At 71.0% G+C, this 15,722-nt stretch carries 12 protein-coding genes and 1 pseudogene; 5 read left to right on the top strand and 8 right to left on the bottom strand.

Annotated elements, in window-relative coordinates; all coding sequences use genetic code 11:
* The first annotated feature begins 176 nt into the window (after positions 1–176).
* The 3 genes from BFF77_RS11015 (at position 177) to BFF77_RS11005 (ending at position 3,879) form a co-directional block, all read left to right on the top strand.
* Positions 177–1,865: an FAD-dependent monooxygenase gene (locus tag BFF77_RS11015; protein ID WP_245703356.1), complete on the top strand. Its 1,689-nt coding sequence runs from the start codon at positions 177–179 to the stop codon at positions 1,863–1,865.
* Between the two features lie 193 nt (positions 1,866–2,058).
* Entirely contained in the window at positions 2,059–2,931 is an 873-nt protein-coding gene (locus BFF77_RS11010; protein WP_245703355.1) for an AfsR/SARP family transcriptional regulator, read from the top strand.
* A gap of 141 nt (positions 2,932–3,072) precedes the next feature.
* The gene (locus tag BFF77_RS11005) at positions 3,073–3,879 is read left to right on the top strand and encodes an SDR family NAD(P)-dependent oxidoreductase (protein WP_066947060.1); all 807 of its coding nucleotides are present in this window, start codon (positions 3,073–3,075) and stop codon (positions 3,877–3,879) included.
* Positions 3,880–4,014: 135 nt separating this feature from the next.
* On the opposite strand, the gene BFF77_RS11000 is transcribed toward BFF77_RS11005, so the two are convergent.
* The 5 genes from BFF77_RS11000 to BFF77_RS10980 all read right to left on the bottom strand — a co-directional run bounded on the left by BFF77_RS11000 (position 4,015) and on the right by BFF77_RS10980 (position 10,271).
* Positions 4,015–4,680, bottom strand: coding sequence for a cupin domain-containing protein (locus tag BFF77_RS11000; RefSeq protein ID WP_066947058.1), 666 nt, complete (start codon positions 4,678–4,680; stop codon positions 4,015–4,017).
* Positions 4,681–4,757: 77 nt separating this feature from the next.
* Entirely contained in the window at positions 4,758–5,990 is a 1,233-nt protein-coding gene (locus tag BFF77_RS10995) for an MFS transporter (RefSeq protein WP_169922650.1), read from the bottom strand.
* The gene (locus tag BFF77_RS10990; RefSeq protein WP_169922649.1) at positions 5,987–7,669 is read right to left on the bottom strand and encodes an FAD-binding oxidoreductase; all 1,683 of its coding nucleotides are present in this window, start codon (positions 7,667–7,669) and stop codon (positions 5,987–5,989) included. The genes BFF77_RS10995 and BFF77_RS10990 overlap by 4 nt, the downstream gene beginning before the upstream one ends.
* A 164-nt stretch (positions 7,670–7,833) precedes the next feature.
* Positions 7,834–9,525 (bottom strand): FAD-binding oxidoreductase, encoded by a 1,692-nt coding sequence (locus BFF77_RS10985; protein ID WP_079125024.1) that lies wholly within the window; start codon positions 9,523–9,525, stop codon positions 7,834–7,836.
* An 83-nt stretch (positions 9,526–9,608) separates the two neighbouring features.
* The gene (locus tag BFF77_RS10980) at positions 9,609–10,271 is read right to left on the bottom strand and encodes a class I SAM-dependent methyltransferase (RefSeq protein ID WP_066947057.1); all 663 of its coding nucleotides are present in this window, start codon (positions 10,269–10,271) and stop codon (positions 9,609–9,611) included.
* 377 nt (positions 10,272–10,648) lie between these two features.
* Here BFF77_RS10980 and BFF77_RS10975 point away from each other — a divergent pair, with 377 nt between their 5' ends.
* On the top strand, positions 10,649–11,215 hold the full coding sequence (locus BFF77_RS10975) for a flavin reductase family protein (protein ID WP_066947055.1): 567 nt from the start codon (positions 10,649–10,651) through the stop codon (positions 11,213–11,215).
* A gap of 94 nt (positions 11,216–11,309) precedes the next feature.
* Positions 11,310–12,890, top strand: coding sequence for a 4-hydroxyphenylacetate 3-hydroxylase N-terminal domain-containing protein (locus BFF77_RS10970; protein ID WP_066947053.1), 1,581 nt, complete (start codon positions 11,310–11,312; stop codon positions 12,888–12,890).
* 58 nt (positions 12,891–12,948) lie between these two features.
* Here BFF77_RS10970 and BFF77_RS10965 read toward each other — a convergent pair whose 3' ends face one another.
* From BFF77_RS10965 to BFF77_RS10955, 3 genes and pseudogenes are all read right to left on the bottom strand, one after another.
* Entirely contained in the window at positions 12,949–13,938 is a 990-nt protein-coding gene (locus BFF77_RS10965) for a bifunctional transcriptional activator/DNA repair enzyme AdaA (RefSeq protein ID WP_066947050.1), read from the bottom strand.
* Positions 13,938–15,368: a class I adenylate-forming enzyme family protein gene (locus BFF77_RS10960; protein WP_079125020.1), complete on the bottom strand. Its 1,431-nt coding sequence runs from the start codon at positions 15,366–15,368 to the stop codon at positions 13,938–13,940. The genes BFF77_RS10965 and BFF77_RS10960 overlap by 1 nt, the downstream gene beginning before the upstream one ends.
* An 83-nt stretch (positions 15,369–15,451) precedes the next feature.
* Positions 15,452–15,722, bottom strand: a pseudogene (locus BFF77_RS10955) (3-dehydroquinate synthase II); the annotation flags it as partial.

Here is a 15,722-nt window from a genome sequence, read left to right as displayed (position 1 = left end):
GCCGAGGAGAAACATGGAATACCTCACACTCCGGGGACTCGGAGAAGTCGGACAGGTGGCGCGACAGAGTGTCCGGGCACCGTCTAAAGATTCCCTGGAGAAGAACTCCGATATTTCGCTGAACAGCATCTCCATTAATCCTTCAGAAGGCGTTGGGAAGATGCCGCCCACCTGTTTTGCATGAACTCAGGCTGGAGGCCAGTTCGATGGACGATCCCTCGCGTACGCCGGTCGCCATCGTCGGAGGCGGTCCCGTGGGGCTGCTGCTCGCGCTCTTCCTCGACCATCACGGGTGCGAGTCGGTCGTCTTCGACAGCGAGGACTCGGTGCTGGCGGAGCCCCGCGGCAGCACCCACGGCGCGCGCACGATGGAGCACTACCGCAGGCTCGGGCTGGCGTCGCGGATACGGGAGCTGGGGCTGCCCGGCCCGCACAGCGCCGGCATCTCGTTCTTCACCCGCTACAGCGGCCACCTGCTGGCCCATCTGCCCTGGCCGGGCGCCGACGAGACGCGGGCCCGGGTGGCGGCGGCCGACCGGACCGACCAGGTGCCCGAGCCGATGCACCGCGCGAACCAGATGTATGTCGAACAGCTGCTGCTGGCGCACGCCGGCACCCGGCCGGGCATCACCCTGCGCTACGGCCACCGGGTCACCGCGGTCCGCGAGAGCGGCGACCGTGTCACCGTCGCCGTGACGGGCCCGGGCGGGCCCCGCACCTGGGAGGCGCGGTACGCGGTCGGCTGCGACGGCGGGCACAGCCTCGTACGGCGCTCGCTGGGCATCTCGTACACCGGCGAGGGCTCGCTGGACCAGGACGTGCTGGGGCGCAGGGCGACCGCGGCGCATCTGCGCGTGCCGGGGCTGTACGGCCGCTTCCTGCGTGAGCACGCCGCGTGGAGCAACTGGGTCTTCAACGGCGAGCTCGCGCTCAACCTGATCGCCCTCAACGGCGCCGACGAGTTCTTCCTGCTGACGAGTTCGGCCGATCCCGACGACCCCGGCGAGGGCGCGCTCGTGGAGCTGGTGCGCCGGGCCGTGGGCGCCCCGGTCGAGGTGGAGGTCCTCGGGCGCCGCGCCTGGACACCGGGCGCCGCGCTGGTCGCCGAGCGCTTCGGCGCCGGGCGCGTCTGGCTGGCCGGAGACGCCGCGCACCTGTTCACGCCGAACGGCGGGTTCGGCATGAACACGGGCGTGGACGACGCGGCGAACCTGGCGTGGAAGCTGGCCGCCGCGGTGCAGGGCTGGGCGGGACCCGGCCTGCTGCCGTCGTACGAGGCGGAGCGCAGGCCCGTCGCCCTGCGCAACACGAGGGCCGCCCGCGAACTCAACATCGCCCTCGGGGCGATCGGGCGGCCGGACCTTCTGGAGGAGGACGGCGCCGAGGGCGAGTCGACCCGGCGGAGGACGGCGGCGGAACTCGCCGCGTACGGGCTGCTCACCATGGACACGCTCGGGGTGCAGCTGGGCGCCCGCTACGACGCGTCGCCCGTCGTCCTCACCGACGGTGACACGCCGCCGCCCGACGACTTCGTCTCCTACACGCCGTCAGGGGTGCCCGGCGGACGTGCCCCGCATCTGTGGCTGGACGAGGAGCACGGGCCGGGCGGCTCGCTCTTCGACCGGATCGGGACCGGGTTCACCCTGCTGAGTCTGGGTGACGTCCCCCATGACACCTCCGGGTTCGAAAAGGCCGCCCGAGAATCCGGAATTCCGTTTTCTCTGGTACAGGTGAACGATCCCGCCGCACGCGAATTGTACGGGCGCGACCTGGCCCTCGTACGGCCCGATCAGCATGTGGCCTGGCGTGGCAACCGTCCGCACAAGAATCCGGCGGAAGTACTGGCGCGCGCCACCGGGCAGTAATTGTCCGACCTTGTCATGCACGCAATAAACGGAAATGCCGGGTCCCCTTCGGGACGGTCCTGGACGCCCGCCGAAGAGTTGCCAAAGTGGCGTCGGGAACGTTCTTCTGTGCCGAAACGTAGTTACTCTTGAAGAGTTGACGCACTGGCACATAAACGGGGGAGAGATAATGCGGTTCTCAATACTAGGACCCATGTCCGTCACCGAAAACGGCAGCTACCTGACTCCCAGCGCGCCCAAGCATCGTCAGATGCTCGCTCTGCTCCTGATGAGCGCGAACCGCGTGGTGTCGATGGGGCAGTTCGTCGAGGAGCTGTGGGAGTACAGCCCGCCGCCTCGCGCGGTGGCCGCGGTCCACACCTATGTCATGCAGCTGCGCCGCATGCTCAAGGAGAGCGAGGCGTCGCCGGCGTCCAGGGACTCGGGCCGGATCGTCACCCGCGACCAGGGCTATCTGCTCCGCGTCCGGGAGGACGAACTCGACCTGAACGCCTACGAACACCGGATCCGGGCCGGACGGGCCGCCCTCGACGCCGGGAAGCTCGACGAGGGGGCGCGGCAGCTGCGGGCCGCCCACGCGATGTGGAGCGGACCGGGCTTCATCGACGCGCCCACCGGGCCGCTGCTGCGCGCCGCTCTCGCGGCCATCGGACAGGCCCACACCGAGTCGGTCGTCCAGCGCATGGACGCCGAGCTCCGGCTGGGCCGCCACCACCAGCTCCTCGCCGAGCTCCACGCCCTCGTCCACCGGGATCCCACCAACGAGGAGCTCACCGGCCAGCTGATGCTGGCCCTGTACCGCTCGGGCCGCCAGGCCGACGCGCTCACCGTCTTCCACCGGCTGTGCGACGTACTGCGCGCGGAACTCGGCACGTCCCCCCGTCAGCGCATCCACCACCTCATCACCGACATCCTGGCCGGGCACCCCCGCCTGGAGCCGCCCTCCGCGAGCGAGTTCCGGCCCTCGCTGGACGCGGGCGTCCCGGAGTCGCGTCCGTGCGCCGCCCGGCCGCGGACCGGATCGCCGGACCGGTCCGGGGCGCAGCCCGTGCTGCTGGGCGCGTGACCGGCGTCCCCGGCACCCCGCCGTCAGGAACGCGGTCACCCGCAACCCTTCGGGGGCGGCCGGTGTTCAAACAGGTGAGAGCGCGCCACTGGGTTCTCCCCTGCCTCCCGGGTGAGGGTCTCGATCTAGCGAAGGACAAGCATGGATCTCAACCTTTCCGGCCGTGTGGCCGTGGTGACCGGAGCCTCCAAGGGCATCGGCCTGGCCATCACGCGCTCACTGCTCGAAGAGGGCGCCAAGGTCGTGGCGGTCTCCCGCAAGGGCACCCCGGAACTGGAGCAGCTTGCGGGCCCGGACCTGCTGCACATCCCCGCCGACCTGATGGACGCGGAGGCGCCGGCGCAGATCGTCGCCCGCGCGGTCGAGCACTTCGGTGGCCTCGACATCCTCGTCAACAACGCGGGCGGCCCGCCGCCCGGTATCTCGATGCCGCGCACCGGCTTCTTCGACAGCAGCGACGAGCAGTGGCAGGCGATCTTCGAGTTCAACCTGTTCTCGGCCGTCCGTGCCATCCGCGCGGCCATCCCGCCCATGATCGAGCGCGGTGGCGGCTCCATCATCAACGTCTCCACCGGCATGGCCCGCCAGCCCGCACCGGTCAACATCGAGTACGGCGCGGCCAAGGCGGGTCTGTCGAACCTGACCAAGGCGCTGTCGGAGGAGTTCGGCGGCAAGGGCATCCGCGTCAACACCGTCTCCCCGGGCGCCGTTCTGACCGCCTGGTGGACCGAGGAGGGCGGCGCGGCCGACATCATCGCGGGCATGGCGGGGGCCGACCGTGACAGTGTCATCGAGAGTGTCGCGCCGCAGATGATGGGCCAGGTCACGGGCCGTCTGATCGACCCGCAGGAGGTCGCCGACGCGGTCCTGCTGCTGGCCTCGCCGCGCTCGGCGAGCACGACGGGCTCGGACTACGCGGTCGACGCCGGATTCCACAAGAGTTTCTGACGTCGCCGCTCCGGCCCGGCTCCGCCCGGACCGGCCCGTACGACAGGACCCCGGTGGCCATCAGGCCACCGGGGTCCTCGGCTTCGCCGGCGCCGCCACCGCGCTCCCTCGTACCGGCCGGGCGGACACCACTTCCTACACGCCGGGCGCCGCACCCCGGTCACGCTCCGGCCGGGCGAACTTCCGGGCCACCTCGTCGGGCAGCGTTTCGAGTTCGGCGACCTCCAGCGGGCCGCGCTCCATGTACTCCGGGTTGCAGGCGCGGTAGCCGAGCAGCCGGGCGAGCGGTGCCAGGGCACCGTTCATGACGCGCTGGACCGGCCAGGGCCGGTCCGTGAAGCGCAGGACGTCGGAGAACTCCCGCATGGTGACGGCGTGCTGGAGCAGGTTCGGCCGCCCCTCCGCGTCGGTCTTGCCGTCCTGGGCGAGCCCGAACAGCTGACGCAGGATCAGTTGTTCGAAGCGCTCGGCCCGGTTGACCAGCTCGACCACCGCGAAGGACGTCTCCTTCTCCGTGTTGCCGAACCAGCGGTGCACCGTGCCGGCCGGGACGGTCACGGTCTGCCCGACCTCCTTCAGGATGATGTCGCGGCCACCCACGTGCACCCGGAGGCTGCCGCGCACCAGCGTGAATATCTCCTCGCTGAACGGGTGCGTGTGGTATCCGGCGGCGAACCCGCCGGGCTCGACGTAGAGATCCATGACCGCGCGTTCACCGCCGGTCTGCGCGGCGGGCGTTCTGATGACGATCTTCTCCCGACACCTGGGGTTGTAGTAGACCTCGCCCGGGCGGACAGCCATCTCTCCTCCAAGGGGGAACGCTCGGCCGGCCCTCCGGACGAGCTCCTGCCGCCCAGACTCGCCCAGGCCCGCGGCCGTCACACCACCGATTCTTGCTGCCGCGTTCGGGAGTGCCGGTGGGCCGACAGCAGCGGGACCGTCATGGCGAGCGCCGAGAGCGCCGCCCCCAGACCCAGGCTCGCCGGCACGCCGTACCCGTCGACCACCAGGCCGCCGAGCAGCGACCCTGTCGCCAGCGACAGCTGCACGGTGGTCACGAAGACGGCGAGAGAGCTCTCGGGCGCCTCGGGCACGGCCTTGGCCATCGCGGTCTGCAGGCTCAGCGGCAGCGTCCCGAAGGCCGCTCCCCAGACCACGACGAGCACGGTCACCAGGACGGGCGAGCCCGCGCACACCGGCAGCAGCGCGGCGGTCGCCGCGAGCGCCGCGGCGGCCCCGGCGACGGTCCCCCGCACCGACCTGGCCAGGGTCAGCCCGGCCAGGAAGTTGCCGCCGATCCCGGCCACCCCGTACGAGAGCAGCACCGCTGCGACCGCCGCGTCCCCGAACCCCGCCTCGCGTTCCAGATAGGGCCCGACATAGGTGTACGCGGCGAAGTGCCCGAGGAAGACCAGGGCGGTGGTCAGCAGACCGGCCCGGGCCGCGGGACTGCGCAGGACGGCCGCCAGGGCCCTCCGGCCGATCACGGGGCCGGCGGGCAGCGGCGGCAGGTACCACGCCTGGGCGGCCAGGGCGCCGAGCGCCACCAGACCGGCCGCCCAGAACGCGGTACGCCAGCCCGTGCTCCCGCCCGCCAGCGCCGCGAGCGGGAGGCTCGCCACGGTGCCCACCGAGATACCGGCGGTGACCAGGGAGGCGGCCCGGTGCGCGAGCCCGGGCGGCACCAGCCGGGGCGCGACCGCCGCGCCCACCGCCCAGAACCCGCCGAGCGCCACACCGAGCAGGACCCGGCCGGCGAGCATCGTCGCCAGGTTCCGCGACACGGCGCACAGCAGGTCCGCCACCGCCGTCAGGGCGGCCAGTGTCCACAGCACCGTACGACGGTCCAGGCGCCCCGACGTCAGGGTCAGCACGGGGGCGGCGACGGCCGCCGCGAGCCCGGGTGTCACGACGAGCAGCCCGGTGACACCGGTCGACACGGCGAGGTCCTCGCCGATGTCGGTCAGGGCGCCCACCGGCAGCAGCTCGGAGAGCACCAGGACGAAGGAGCCGAGTGCCACCGAGATCACGGCGGGCAGGCCGCCGCGCCGCGAGCCACCGCCGGCCGGCTCCCCGGGCGCCGGTGCGGTCCCCTCCGCCCGCGCGGTCACGGCTTCGGGACCCGCACGGACTGGCTGTGGCGGAACACGTTGCCCGGGTCGTACTTCGCCTTCACCTGCTGGAGCCGGGGATAGACGTTCTTGTAGTACAGCGTGTACCAGGGCACACCGGACTTGTTGTACGCCGGGTCGTGCAGATCGATGTCCGGGTAGTTGACGTAGCAGCCGTCGGTCACGGCGTTCGGCACCGGTACGCCGCCCGTCCCGGCGTACACCCCGTGAAAGAACTCCCTGATCCAGGCGAGCGACTTGGCCTCGTCCGCCGGGTCGGTCCACCAGATCATCCAGGCGGCCTTGTACGCGGCCTCGCGGTGCGGGGCGGCGGTGGCGTCCGGGGCGACCGCGTTGACCTGGCCGCCGAAGGAGCTGAGCAGCACGGAGGCGGTGGGGTTGACGAGATCGGTGCGGGTCAGGTGCCGGTAGAAATCACCGATGTGCGCGTCCGGCATGGCCGTGCGGTAGTACGCCGACTTGAAGTCGCCCTTGAGACTGGGGTCGTTCAGGGTCGCGTTGGTGGTGCCCAGGTACCGGGCGGCCTGGAGCCAGGGCATCCGCCGGGGCTCGGCGAGCTCCGGCATGGCGGGCAGCTCGCCCATGGGGGTGGTGAGCGGCACATGTGCCATGTCCAGGCCGGCCGTCATGGCCGCCAGGAAGTCGTCCAGGATCCGGTCCGCGTTCGGGACGGTCGCGTCGGCCTGGGTGATCAGGCCGATGTAGCCGTTGGACCGGTGGTTCAGGGCCAGCATGCTGACCAGGTTGTCGTTCGGGGTACCGGCCTTGAGGTTCTTGGCGTGCCAGTCCCCGTAGTTCTTCACCAGACGGGCGAAGCGCTGCTCGGTCATCTCCTCCCACGGCCAGGCGATCGCGCTGACCAGCACCTCGGCCGGCGGCTGCGGCAGCAGCGCGGACGGGTCGGTGCCGGTGGCCCCGGGCGAGCGGAACCAGAAACGGGTGATGACACCGAAGTTGCCGCCGCCACCGCCGGTGTGGGCCCACCACAGGTCACGGTGGGGGTCGTTCGCCTCCCGGGTGGCGACGACCGTCGTGACCGTGCCGTCGGCGGCGACGGTCACCACCTCCACCGCGTACAGATGGTCGACGACCAGTCCCAGCTTGCGGCAGAGCAGGCCCCAGCCGCCGCCGCTGACATGTCCGCCCGCGCCGACCTGGAAGCACATGCCTGCCGGGACGACGACACCCCAGGTGCGGTACATCCGCTCGTAGACGTTCAGCAGCTGGGCGCCCGCCTCGACGGCGATCGCGTTCATCCGGGGGTCGTAGAAGACCTTGTTCATCTTCGTCATGTCGAGGATGACCCGGACATCGGGGTTGAAGACCCAGTCCTCCCAGCAGTGGCCGCCGCCGCGGACGGTCAGCCGCTTGCCGCCCGACACGGCCTTCTCCACGGCCCGTACGACCTGCGCCGTCGTCTCGGCCAGCACCACCCTCTCGGGCGAGGCGACCCAGCGCTGGTTCCAGCCCCGGACGAGGTCCGGGTAGCGCTTGTCGGCCGGGGTGACCACGGTGACCGGTTCCGCCGCCGCGGCGGCCTCGCCGGCCGCGGAAGCCGGTGTGGCGAGCCCCGTCCCCGTCAGCAGTGCGGCTCCCCCGGCCGCGGCTCCCCCGGCGAGGAAGTTTCTGCGCCGCATACCGTCCGTGCCCTGTGCCATGTCCCCAACTCCTCGGTGATCAAGCCTGGTCAATGTCTTGACTCCTTCACGCTAAAGATCGGATCGGGGGCCGGGCACCCAGAGAATTGCGCTCGTACCCGGGAATACGGCGCGGACCGCGGCCGGAGAGCCGGCCGCGGTCCGCGAAGGTGTCCGAACGGGCGTCAGGGGGTGGGAAGTTCCACGGACTGACGGTGGCGGAAGAAGTTGCCGGGGTCGTACCTGGCCTTGACCTGCTGGAGGCGGCGGTAGTTGCCCTTGTAGTAGAGGGTCGCCCAGCTGACCCCGGACCTGTTGCGCAGCGGGTCGCCGAGGTCCGCGTCCGGGTAGTTGATGTAGCAGCCGTCGGTCACGGCGTTGGGGACGGGGACGCCGCCGGTGTCGGCGTACGTCTCCTCGTAGCTCTCCCGGGTCCAGGCGATGTACTTGGCGTCCTCCGCGGGTTCGTTCCACAGGACGGACCAGAGCATCTTGAACGCCGCTCCCCGGTGCGGCAGCGCGGTGTCCGCCTCGCGGACCTTGTTGGTCCTGCCGCCGTAGGGGGTGAGCTGAATGTTGATCTTCGGGTTGTCGATGTCGGTACGGGTGAGGTGCTTGTAGAGCGCCTCCGCCTGGCGCGGCGGGAAGTCGGCCCTCATGTACGCCGACTTGTACTCGGCCCGCAGCGTGGGGTCGTTGAGCAGTGGGTTGGTGGTGCCCGCGAAGCGGGTGGCCTGGAGCCAGGGCAGCCGGCGCGGCGCGGCGAACTGCGGCATGGCGCTGATGTCGCCCATCTGCTCGGTCAGCGCGCCGGGCTCGGTGTTGATGCCGGCGCTCATGTGCGCGAGATAGGCGTCGAGCATCCCCCGCGCGTCGGGAGCCGCCGCGTCGACCTGTGTGACCATGCCGATCTGGCCGTTGGACCGGTGGTTGAGCAGCAGGAAGCTGGTCAGGAAGCGGGTGGGGCTGTCCCCTCCGATGTTGGCCACGTGCCAGGAGGCGTAGTTGCGCACCAGGCGGACGAACTCCTCCTTGGTGAGGTCGCTCCACGACCACGACACCGCGCTGAAGAGGACCTCGCCGGGCGGCTTGGGCAGCAGGTTGCGCGGGTCGGTGCCGGTGGCGCCCGGCGAGCGGAAAAAGTAGCGGGTGACCACACCGAAGTTGCCGCCGCCACCGCCGGTGTGGGCCCACCACAGCTCTCGGTGGGGGTCGTTCGCCTCCCGGGTGGCGACGACCGTCGTGACCGTGCCGTCGGCGGCGACGGTCACCACCTCCACCGCGTACAGATGGTCGACGACCAGACCGTCGCGCCGTACGAGCATGCCCCAGCCGCCGCCGCTGACATGGCCGCCGATGCCGACGGAGTAGCAGATACCGCCGGGGATGGTGATGCCCCAGGTCGCGTACAGCTTCTCGTAGACGTCGAGCAGCTGGGCTCCCGCCTCGACGGCGATCGCGTTGAGCCGGCTGTGGTAGTACACGCCGTTCATCTTCGACAGGTCGAGGATGAGCTGCGTCTGCGGGTTGTAGACGAAGTCCTCCAGGCAGTGCCCGCCGCTGCGGATGGTGAGGCGTTTGCCCGCGCGGGCGGCCTCGGCGACGATCGGGGCCACCTGGGCGGGGGCGTCGACGACTCGTACGGACTCCGGTTTCGCGACGTACCGCGCGTTGAGCGCCCTCACCAGGTCCGGGTACTGCTGGTTGGCGGGCGTGACGGCGACCGGGCCGGCCGGCGGCGCCGCGTCGGCGAGCGCGCGGGCTCCGGATCCCGACGCGTGGGCCGTGCCGTGGAGACCGAGTGCCGCTGCTCCGCCCGCTCCGGCGGCACCGGTGAGAAGGAGGCGGCGTCTTATGCCGGTTGGAATCTGATCCATGGTCATACCTCGTGGAGACTCGTGGCCGATGAAGGTGCGCGGACGCGCGGAGGGTGTGCCGGGAAGGCCGGCGCCCCGAGCGCTCAGCGCTTGAGGGCGAAGGTCAGGCCGTCGGCGTACGGCAGGACGCTCAGGTCCACCCGCTTGTCCTCGCGGACCTTGGCGTTGAACGCCCGCAGCGCCGTCGTCTCGGAGTCCTGCTGTGTCTCGTCGAGCACCGCGCCGTGCCAGAGCACGTTGTCCACGACGATCAGGCCTCCGGTGCGCAGCAGCTTCAGCGCGGCCTCGAAGTAGGCCTCGTAGTTCTCCTTGTCGGCGTCGATGAAGACGAAGTCGAACGAACCGGCCGCGCCCTCCTCCGTCAGCAGGGATTCCAGGGACTGGCGCGCGTCACCGATCCGCAGGTCGATCCGGTCGGCGACACCGGCCCGCTCCGCGAAGTCACGGGCCATGGCGGACCACTCCTCGCTGATGTCGAGAGCGACCACGCTGCCCCCCTCGGGCAGTGCCAGGGCGGTCGAGAGCAGGCTGTAGCCGGTGAACACACCGACCTCCAGGGCACGCCTGGCGCCGGTCGCCTTCACCAGCAGAGAGATGAACTGACCCTGCTCGGGCGAGATCTGCATCAGGGCCAGCGGAAGTTCGGACGTCTTGGTCCGGAGTTCCTGGAGCAGGTCGGGTTCACGCAGTGAAATCTCTGCCACATAGTCTTGCAGAGCCTCATTCACATCGACTTGGATACGCATGGTTCCCCCTCGTTCTGTACGTCCCGATGTCGGATGGTCAACGAGTACCGAAAATCGCGGGCGCGAAATTCCCGCACCGCACCGACGGTCCGCGACGGCCGGCAGGAAGCGCTGCCGAGCGGATTGCGGCCTCTGACCGGATTGCGCTCCTGGTCTGGAAAGCTAGAACGCGGAACGGATGTCCGTCAAGCAGATTGATGAGGCCGATATTCCTGGACCGGTTCTTCAGCGACGGCTGGAACAATGCCCGCGTAATGCATTCGGAGACCGCGCGCCGATTATCTTCGGTCGCCCGTTCCTTTCGATGGGACGGACGCCCCTGATGGAATCCTGTCATCGGGTTCCGCATCCGTTTTCCCATCAAGGAGGACTTTCCCGTGAGCCTTGAACAGCGCGCGTTCCGGGATTGCCTGGGGCGGTTCGCCTCGGGCGTGACCGTCGTCACCACCGGCGACGGGACGGCCGTCCACGGTGTCACCGTCAGCTCCTTCACCTCGGTGTCCCTGGCCCCGCCGCTGGTCCTGGTCTCCCTGGACCGGCGCAGCCGCGGCTGCGACCGGCTCGGGGAGAGTTCCGCGTTCGGGATCAATGTGCTGGCGGCGGACCAGCGCGATCTCGCCCTGCTCTTCGCGGGCCGCGCCGATGCCCCCGCCTCCGGCGTCCGCTGGGAGGGCGACCCCTCCGCCGCCCGGCTCGCCGGCGCCGTGGCGCACTTCACCTGTGTCCCCTGGGCGACCTACGACGGCGGTGACCATGTGCTGTACGTCGGCGAGGTGGTGCGCTTCGAGGCTTCCGGCGGGGAGCCCCTGGTCTTCAGCTCCGGGGTGCTGGGCGAGTTCCGCCGCCCGTCCGACGGGGCGGCCTGGACCGGGTCGCTCGACGGCCCGGCGCACGGCTGGGCGGCCGACTTCAGCGCGCTGGCGGCCACGAGCAAACACGTATGAGGTCCGCCCGGGCGGACCGGAGGGACCCGCCCGGGCGTGCGGGAGCCTCGACGACCACCAACCACAGGGTCATTGACCGGACAAGGAAGAAGACATGACGCGACAGAACGGCGACGCGGGACCCGACGCTCCCCACGCACCGGTGACGCGACCGCTGACCGGCGATGAGTACCTGGAAAGCCTCCGGGACGACCGCGAGATCTACCTCAACGGGGAGCGGGTCAAGGACGTCACCGCCCATCCGGCGTTCCGCAACTCGGCGCTGATGACGGCCCGTCTCTACAACGCCCTGCACGACCCCGCGAAGCAGGGGGTGCTGACCACCCGCACCGACACCGGCGGCGACGGATTCACCCACGCCTTCTTCCGTACCCCACGCAGCGTGGACGACCTGGTCGCGGACCGCGAGGCGATCACCGAGTGGGCCAGGATGACGTACGGCTGGATGGGCCGCAGTCCCGACTACAAGGCCGCGTTCCTCGGCACCCTCGGCGCCAACAGCGAGTACTACGCCCCGTACGAGGAGAACGCCCGGCGCTGGTACAAGGAGTCGCAGGAGAAGGTCCTGTTCTGGAACCACGCGATCATCCACCCGCCGGTGGACCGTCATCTGCCCACCGAGCAGGTCCAGGACGTCTTCGTCCATGTGGAGAAGGAGACCGACAGCGGGCTGGTCGTCTCCGGGGCGAAGGTCGTCGCCACCGGTTCGGCCATCACCCACTACAACTTCATCTCGCACTACGGCCTGCCGCTGCGGGACAGGAAGTTCGCGCTGGTCGCGACCGTGCCGATGGGCGCGCCGGGACTGAAACTGATCTGCCGTCCGTCCTACGCGGCGAACGCCGCGGCGACGGGCAGCCCGTTCGACTACCCGCTCTCCAGCCGGCTCGACGAGAACGACACCATCTTCGTGCTGGACAAGGTGCTCATCCCCTGGGAGAACGTCTTCCTCTACGGCGACGCGGACCGGGTGAACAACTTCGCCCCGCAGTCCGGTTTCCTGGAGCGGCTCACCTTCCACGGCGCCATCCGCCTCGCGGTGAAAATCGACTTCATAGCCGGTCTGCTGCTCAAGGCCGTCGAAATGACCGGCAGCAAGGACTTCCGCGGCATCCAGTCCCGCATCGGCGAGGTGCTGGCCTGGCGCAACATGTTCTGGGCCCTCAGCGACGCCGCCGCGCGCAATCCGCAGGAGTGGAAGAACGGCGCACTCCTGCCGCGTCTCGAATACGGCATGGCCTACCGCTGGTTCATGACCGTCGGCTATCCGCGTATCAAGGAAATCATCCTCCAGGACGTCGCCAGCGGCCTGATCTACGTCAATTCCAGTGCCGATGATTTCGCGAACCCGGAGATCCGGCCGTATCTCGACAAGTACGTGCGCGGCTCGAACGGGTACGACTCGGTGAGCCGTGTCAAACTCATGAAACTGCTCTGGGACGCGATCGGTACGGAGTTCGGCGGCCGGCACGAGCTGTACGAGCGCAATTACTCGGGCAACCACGAGCAGGTGCGCACCGACATCCTGCACGCGCAGGAGGCCAGTGGCCAACTCGACGCGTACAAGGGCTTCGCCGAGAAGTGCATGGAGGAGTACGACCTCGACGGCTGGACGGTGCCCGACCTCGACTCGTTCAAGGAACTGCGCGACCGGCGCAAGGGGCTCTGGGTCTGACACCCGGGCACCCACGACGACGCCCGGCGGAACGGGACCGGTCCCGTTCCGCCGGGCGTCAGCCCGCGTGACGCAGGCCGAGCGAGGGGGCGGGCCGGCCTGTGCCGTGCCCGGCCGGGACCACGAGCCCCCGGAGTTCCTGGCGGATCCGCTCCCGCAGACAGACCCGCAGCACCCGGCGAGGCAGCAGACCCCGGCCCGGCTCGGGCACATCGACGCGCGCGAGCGCCCGGCCCACCCGCGCGCCGAGCCAGACGGTGTCCGCCCGGTGCTCGGCACGCGGGAACATCTCCACGAGCCGCGGCAGCAGCGTCCCGCCCGCGTCGTCGGGCCCACCGGCGGCGCCGGCGTCCGCGCGGTCCAGCAGCACCGCGCACACACCCTTGTCCGTGGCGGCCACCAGCAGGGGGCCGAGCGAGGACGCCCCCACCGCCGACCGGATCACCTCACCGTCCCCGCCCGCGCGGAACGCCTGCGGCGTCATGCCGAGGATCGCCGAGGAGACGGCGTAGAACTGGCCGTTGGAGTTGAAGCCGGCCTGGTAGATGGCGTCGGAGACGGTACGTGCCCCGGCCAGCTCCGCCCGGACGCGCCGGGCCCGCACCGCCGTCCAGTACGCGTGCGGTGTGACCCCGGTCAGCGATCTGAACATCCGGTGGAAGTGGAAGCGGCTGTAGCCGGCCGTCCGCGCCAGGCCGTCCAGGTTGGGGGGCTCCAGCGCCCCGTCCATCAGCAGGCAGGCCCGGGCCACGGTGTCCGCGTAGTACCTGTTCGGCGCCGACTCGTCGGGATGGCAGCGGCGGCACGGGCGGTAACCCCGCGCACGCACCTCCTCCAGGGTGGGATGGAACTCCACGTTCTCCCGGCGGGCCAGCCGCGCGGCGCAGGAGGGCCGGCTGTAGATGCCCGTCGTCCGCACGACGTAGTAGAAGACGCCGTCCGCCGCCTTGTCGCGGCGCTGCACCGCCCGCCAGCGCTCCGCGTCGGTCGCGTACGCCGGTCCGGTCGACGCCGTGGCGGTACGGGCCCGCTGCCCGTGATCGGCCATCACCGTCTCCGGCCCGCGAGTCCCGGGCGGGGCGCCCAGCCCCGCTCGTGCAGCCGGTCCCGGTCGCGCAGCAGCTTGCCGCTCGCGGACCTGGCCAGTTCGGGCACCATGTGGAACCGGCGCGGCACGGACTGCTCGCCGAGGAACCTCCGGCACCACGCCGACAGGTCGGTCCGTGCCAGTTCGTCGGTGCCGGCCACATGGGCCTCGACCGGGTCGGGCCCCAGCACCACGGCCTCCGTGACATGCCGGTGGGCCCGCAGCACCTCCTCGATGTCGAGCAGCTGGGCGCCGGACGCGGTACGCCCGGCCCTGCCCCGCAGCCACAGGGCTCCGGTCGCCGGGTCCCGGGTGACGAGGTCGTAGGTGGACAGCCAGCCGCCGCCCTCGCGCGGCCGGGGCTCGTAGGGGTCGGGCCCATGGCCGTCGGGCCCAGGACGGTCGGGCTCGTAGGGGTGGGGCGAGCACGGGACATGGACCTGGAGGGTCCCGGCCGTCACCCGTGTGCGCACCCCCGGTACCGGCACGCCGATGGACTCCGGCCCGTGCACCCCGGCCAGGTCCGTGGAGACGACGCCGGTCTCGGTCGTTCCGTACGCCTGGCCCACCAGGACCCCGTATCGGCGGGCGAAGGCGCCCGCGGTCTCCGCGGGCAGGGTGTCCCCGCCGGAGACGGCGAGCCGCAGGAGCGGCAGACCGGTCCCGGCCGCGGCCTCGGTGAGCTGGGCGAAGTGGTGCGGGCGCCCCAGGACCGCGTGGGAGCCGGCCACGGCCTCGGTGACCGCCGCGCCGTCGGCGGAGGCCGGGAACACCACGGTCGCGCCGACCGCGAGAGCGTGCAGCACACCGCCGATCAGCGGGAAGGAGTGCGCGATCGGTTCGAGGACCGCCACCCGCTCGCCGGCCCCCGGCATCAGGGGCAGCGAGCCGAGCCGCGCCACCTCGGTCAGCAGTGAGGCGGCGGTACGGCCCGCCGCCTTGGGACGGCCCGTGGTGCCGGAGGAGAACTGCACCAGACAGTGCGGGGTGCGCGCGGGCAGACCGCCCCGCCTGCGCCGTACGAGCACCTCGCACTCGGGTACGAACAGGCCCTGGCCGTCGAAGCGTTCGCCCAGGCTGATCACGAACTGCGGTGCGCTCAGCTCCAGCAGCGCGGCCCGCTCCGCGCGGCCCAGCGCCGGCTCCAGCAGGATCACCTGCGCGCCGATGGACCACAGGGCGAAGACGCACCACAGCTGGGTGAAGCTCGGTGTGCCGTGCACCGCCACCGTCGTACCCGGGCGGATTCCGTAGCAGGTGAGGGTGCGGGTGAGCCGGGCCGTCTCCTCGCGGAGCGCGCCGAACGGGACCGCGCTGCCGGATCGCGCCCAGACCGCCCGTGGGTCGGCGGCGGCGAACAGCCGCTCGCCCCACCAGCCTTCGTCACTCATCGTCTCTCCGGGGGCCGCTGCGGACCCGCCGGGCCGGTGCCGTGCCTGTACGGGCACGGCACCGGCCCGGCGGTCCGGCTCTGTCACTTCTCGACGCAGAACTCGCCGACGGGCCAGCCGACGTGCCGCTTGTCGGTGGCGACATGGCCGAGGACCTGGTCGCCCTTCTTGAGTTCCGTCACGTTCAGCACACTGGCGCCGGGGCCGAGGACCCGGACATGCCAGTCGTCCTGGACGATCAGGTTGACCTCGACACCCTCGGGCGAGACCGCCTTGATGCTCAGCAGCGGGCGGGACTCCAGCTTGATCCGGCCCACCACGATGCGGCGCGTGCGGCCGTCGGCGCCGACGGCC

Origin of the sequence: Streptomyces lushanensis (genome assembly GCF_001700515.1) — a bacterium.
GTDB classification, from domain to species: Bacteria; Actinomycetota; Actinomycetes; order Streptomycetales; family Streptomycetaceae; genus Streptomyces; species Streptomyces lushanensis.
Note: the sequence above shows the minus strand (reverse complement) of the source record. Positions and strands in the feature narration are given on the sequence as shown.

Bases quoted from the DNA above. Each gene is read 5' to 3' on its own strand.
- BFF77_RS10965 (WP_066947050.1), bottom strand. From the start codon at position 13,938: ATGGCCGATCACGGGCAGCGGGCCCGTACCGCCACGGCGTCGACCGGA.
- BFF77_RS10970 (WP_066947053.1), top strand. From the start codon at position 11,310: ATGACGCGACAGAACGGCGACGCGGGACCCGACGCTCCCCACGCACCG.
- BFF77_RS10985 (WP_079125024.1), bottom strand. From the start codon at position 9,525: ATGGATCAGATTCCAACCGGCATAAGACGCCGCCTCCTTCTCACCGGT.
- BFF77_RS10990 (WP_169922649.1), bottom strand. From the start codon at position 7,669: ATGGCACAGGGCACGGACGGTATGCGGCGCAGAAACTTCCTCGCCGGG.
- BFF77_RS11010 (WP_245703355.1), top strand. From the start codon at position 2,059: ATGTCCGTCACCGAAAACGGCAGCTACCTGACTCCCAGCGCGCCCAAG.
- BFF77_RS10980 (WP_066947057.1), bottom strand. From the start codon at position 10,271: ATGCGTATCCAAGTCGATGTGAATGAGGCTCTGCAAGACTATGTGGCA.
- BFF77_RS11005 (WP_066947060.1), top strand. From the start codon at position 3,073: ATGGATCTCAACCTTTCCGGCCGTGTGGCCGTGGTGACCGGAGCCTCC.
- BFF77_RS10960 (WP_079125020.1), bottom strand. From the start codon at position 15,368: ATGAGTGACGAAGGCTGGTGGGGCGAGCGGCTGTTCGCCGCCGCCGAC.
- BFF77_RS11000 (WP_066947058.1), bottom strand. From the start codon at position 4,680: ATGGCTGTCCGCCCGGGCGAGGTCTACTACAACCCCAGGTGTCGGGAG.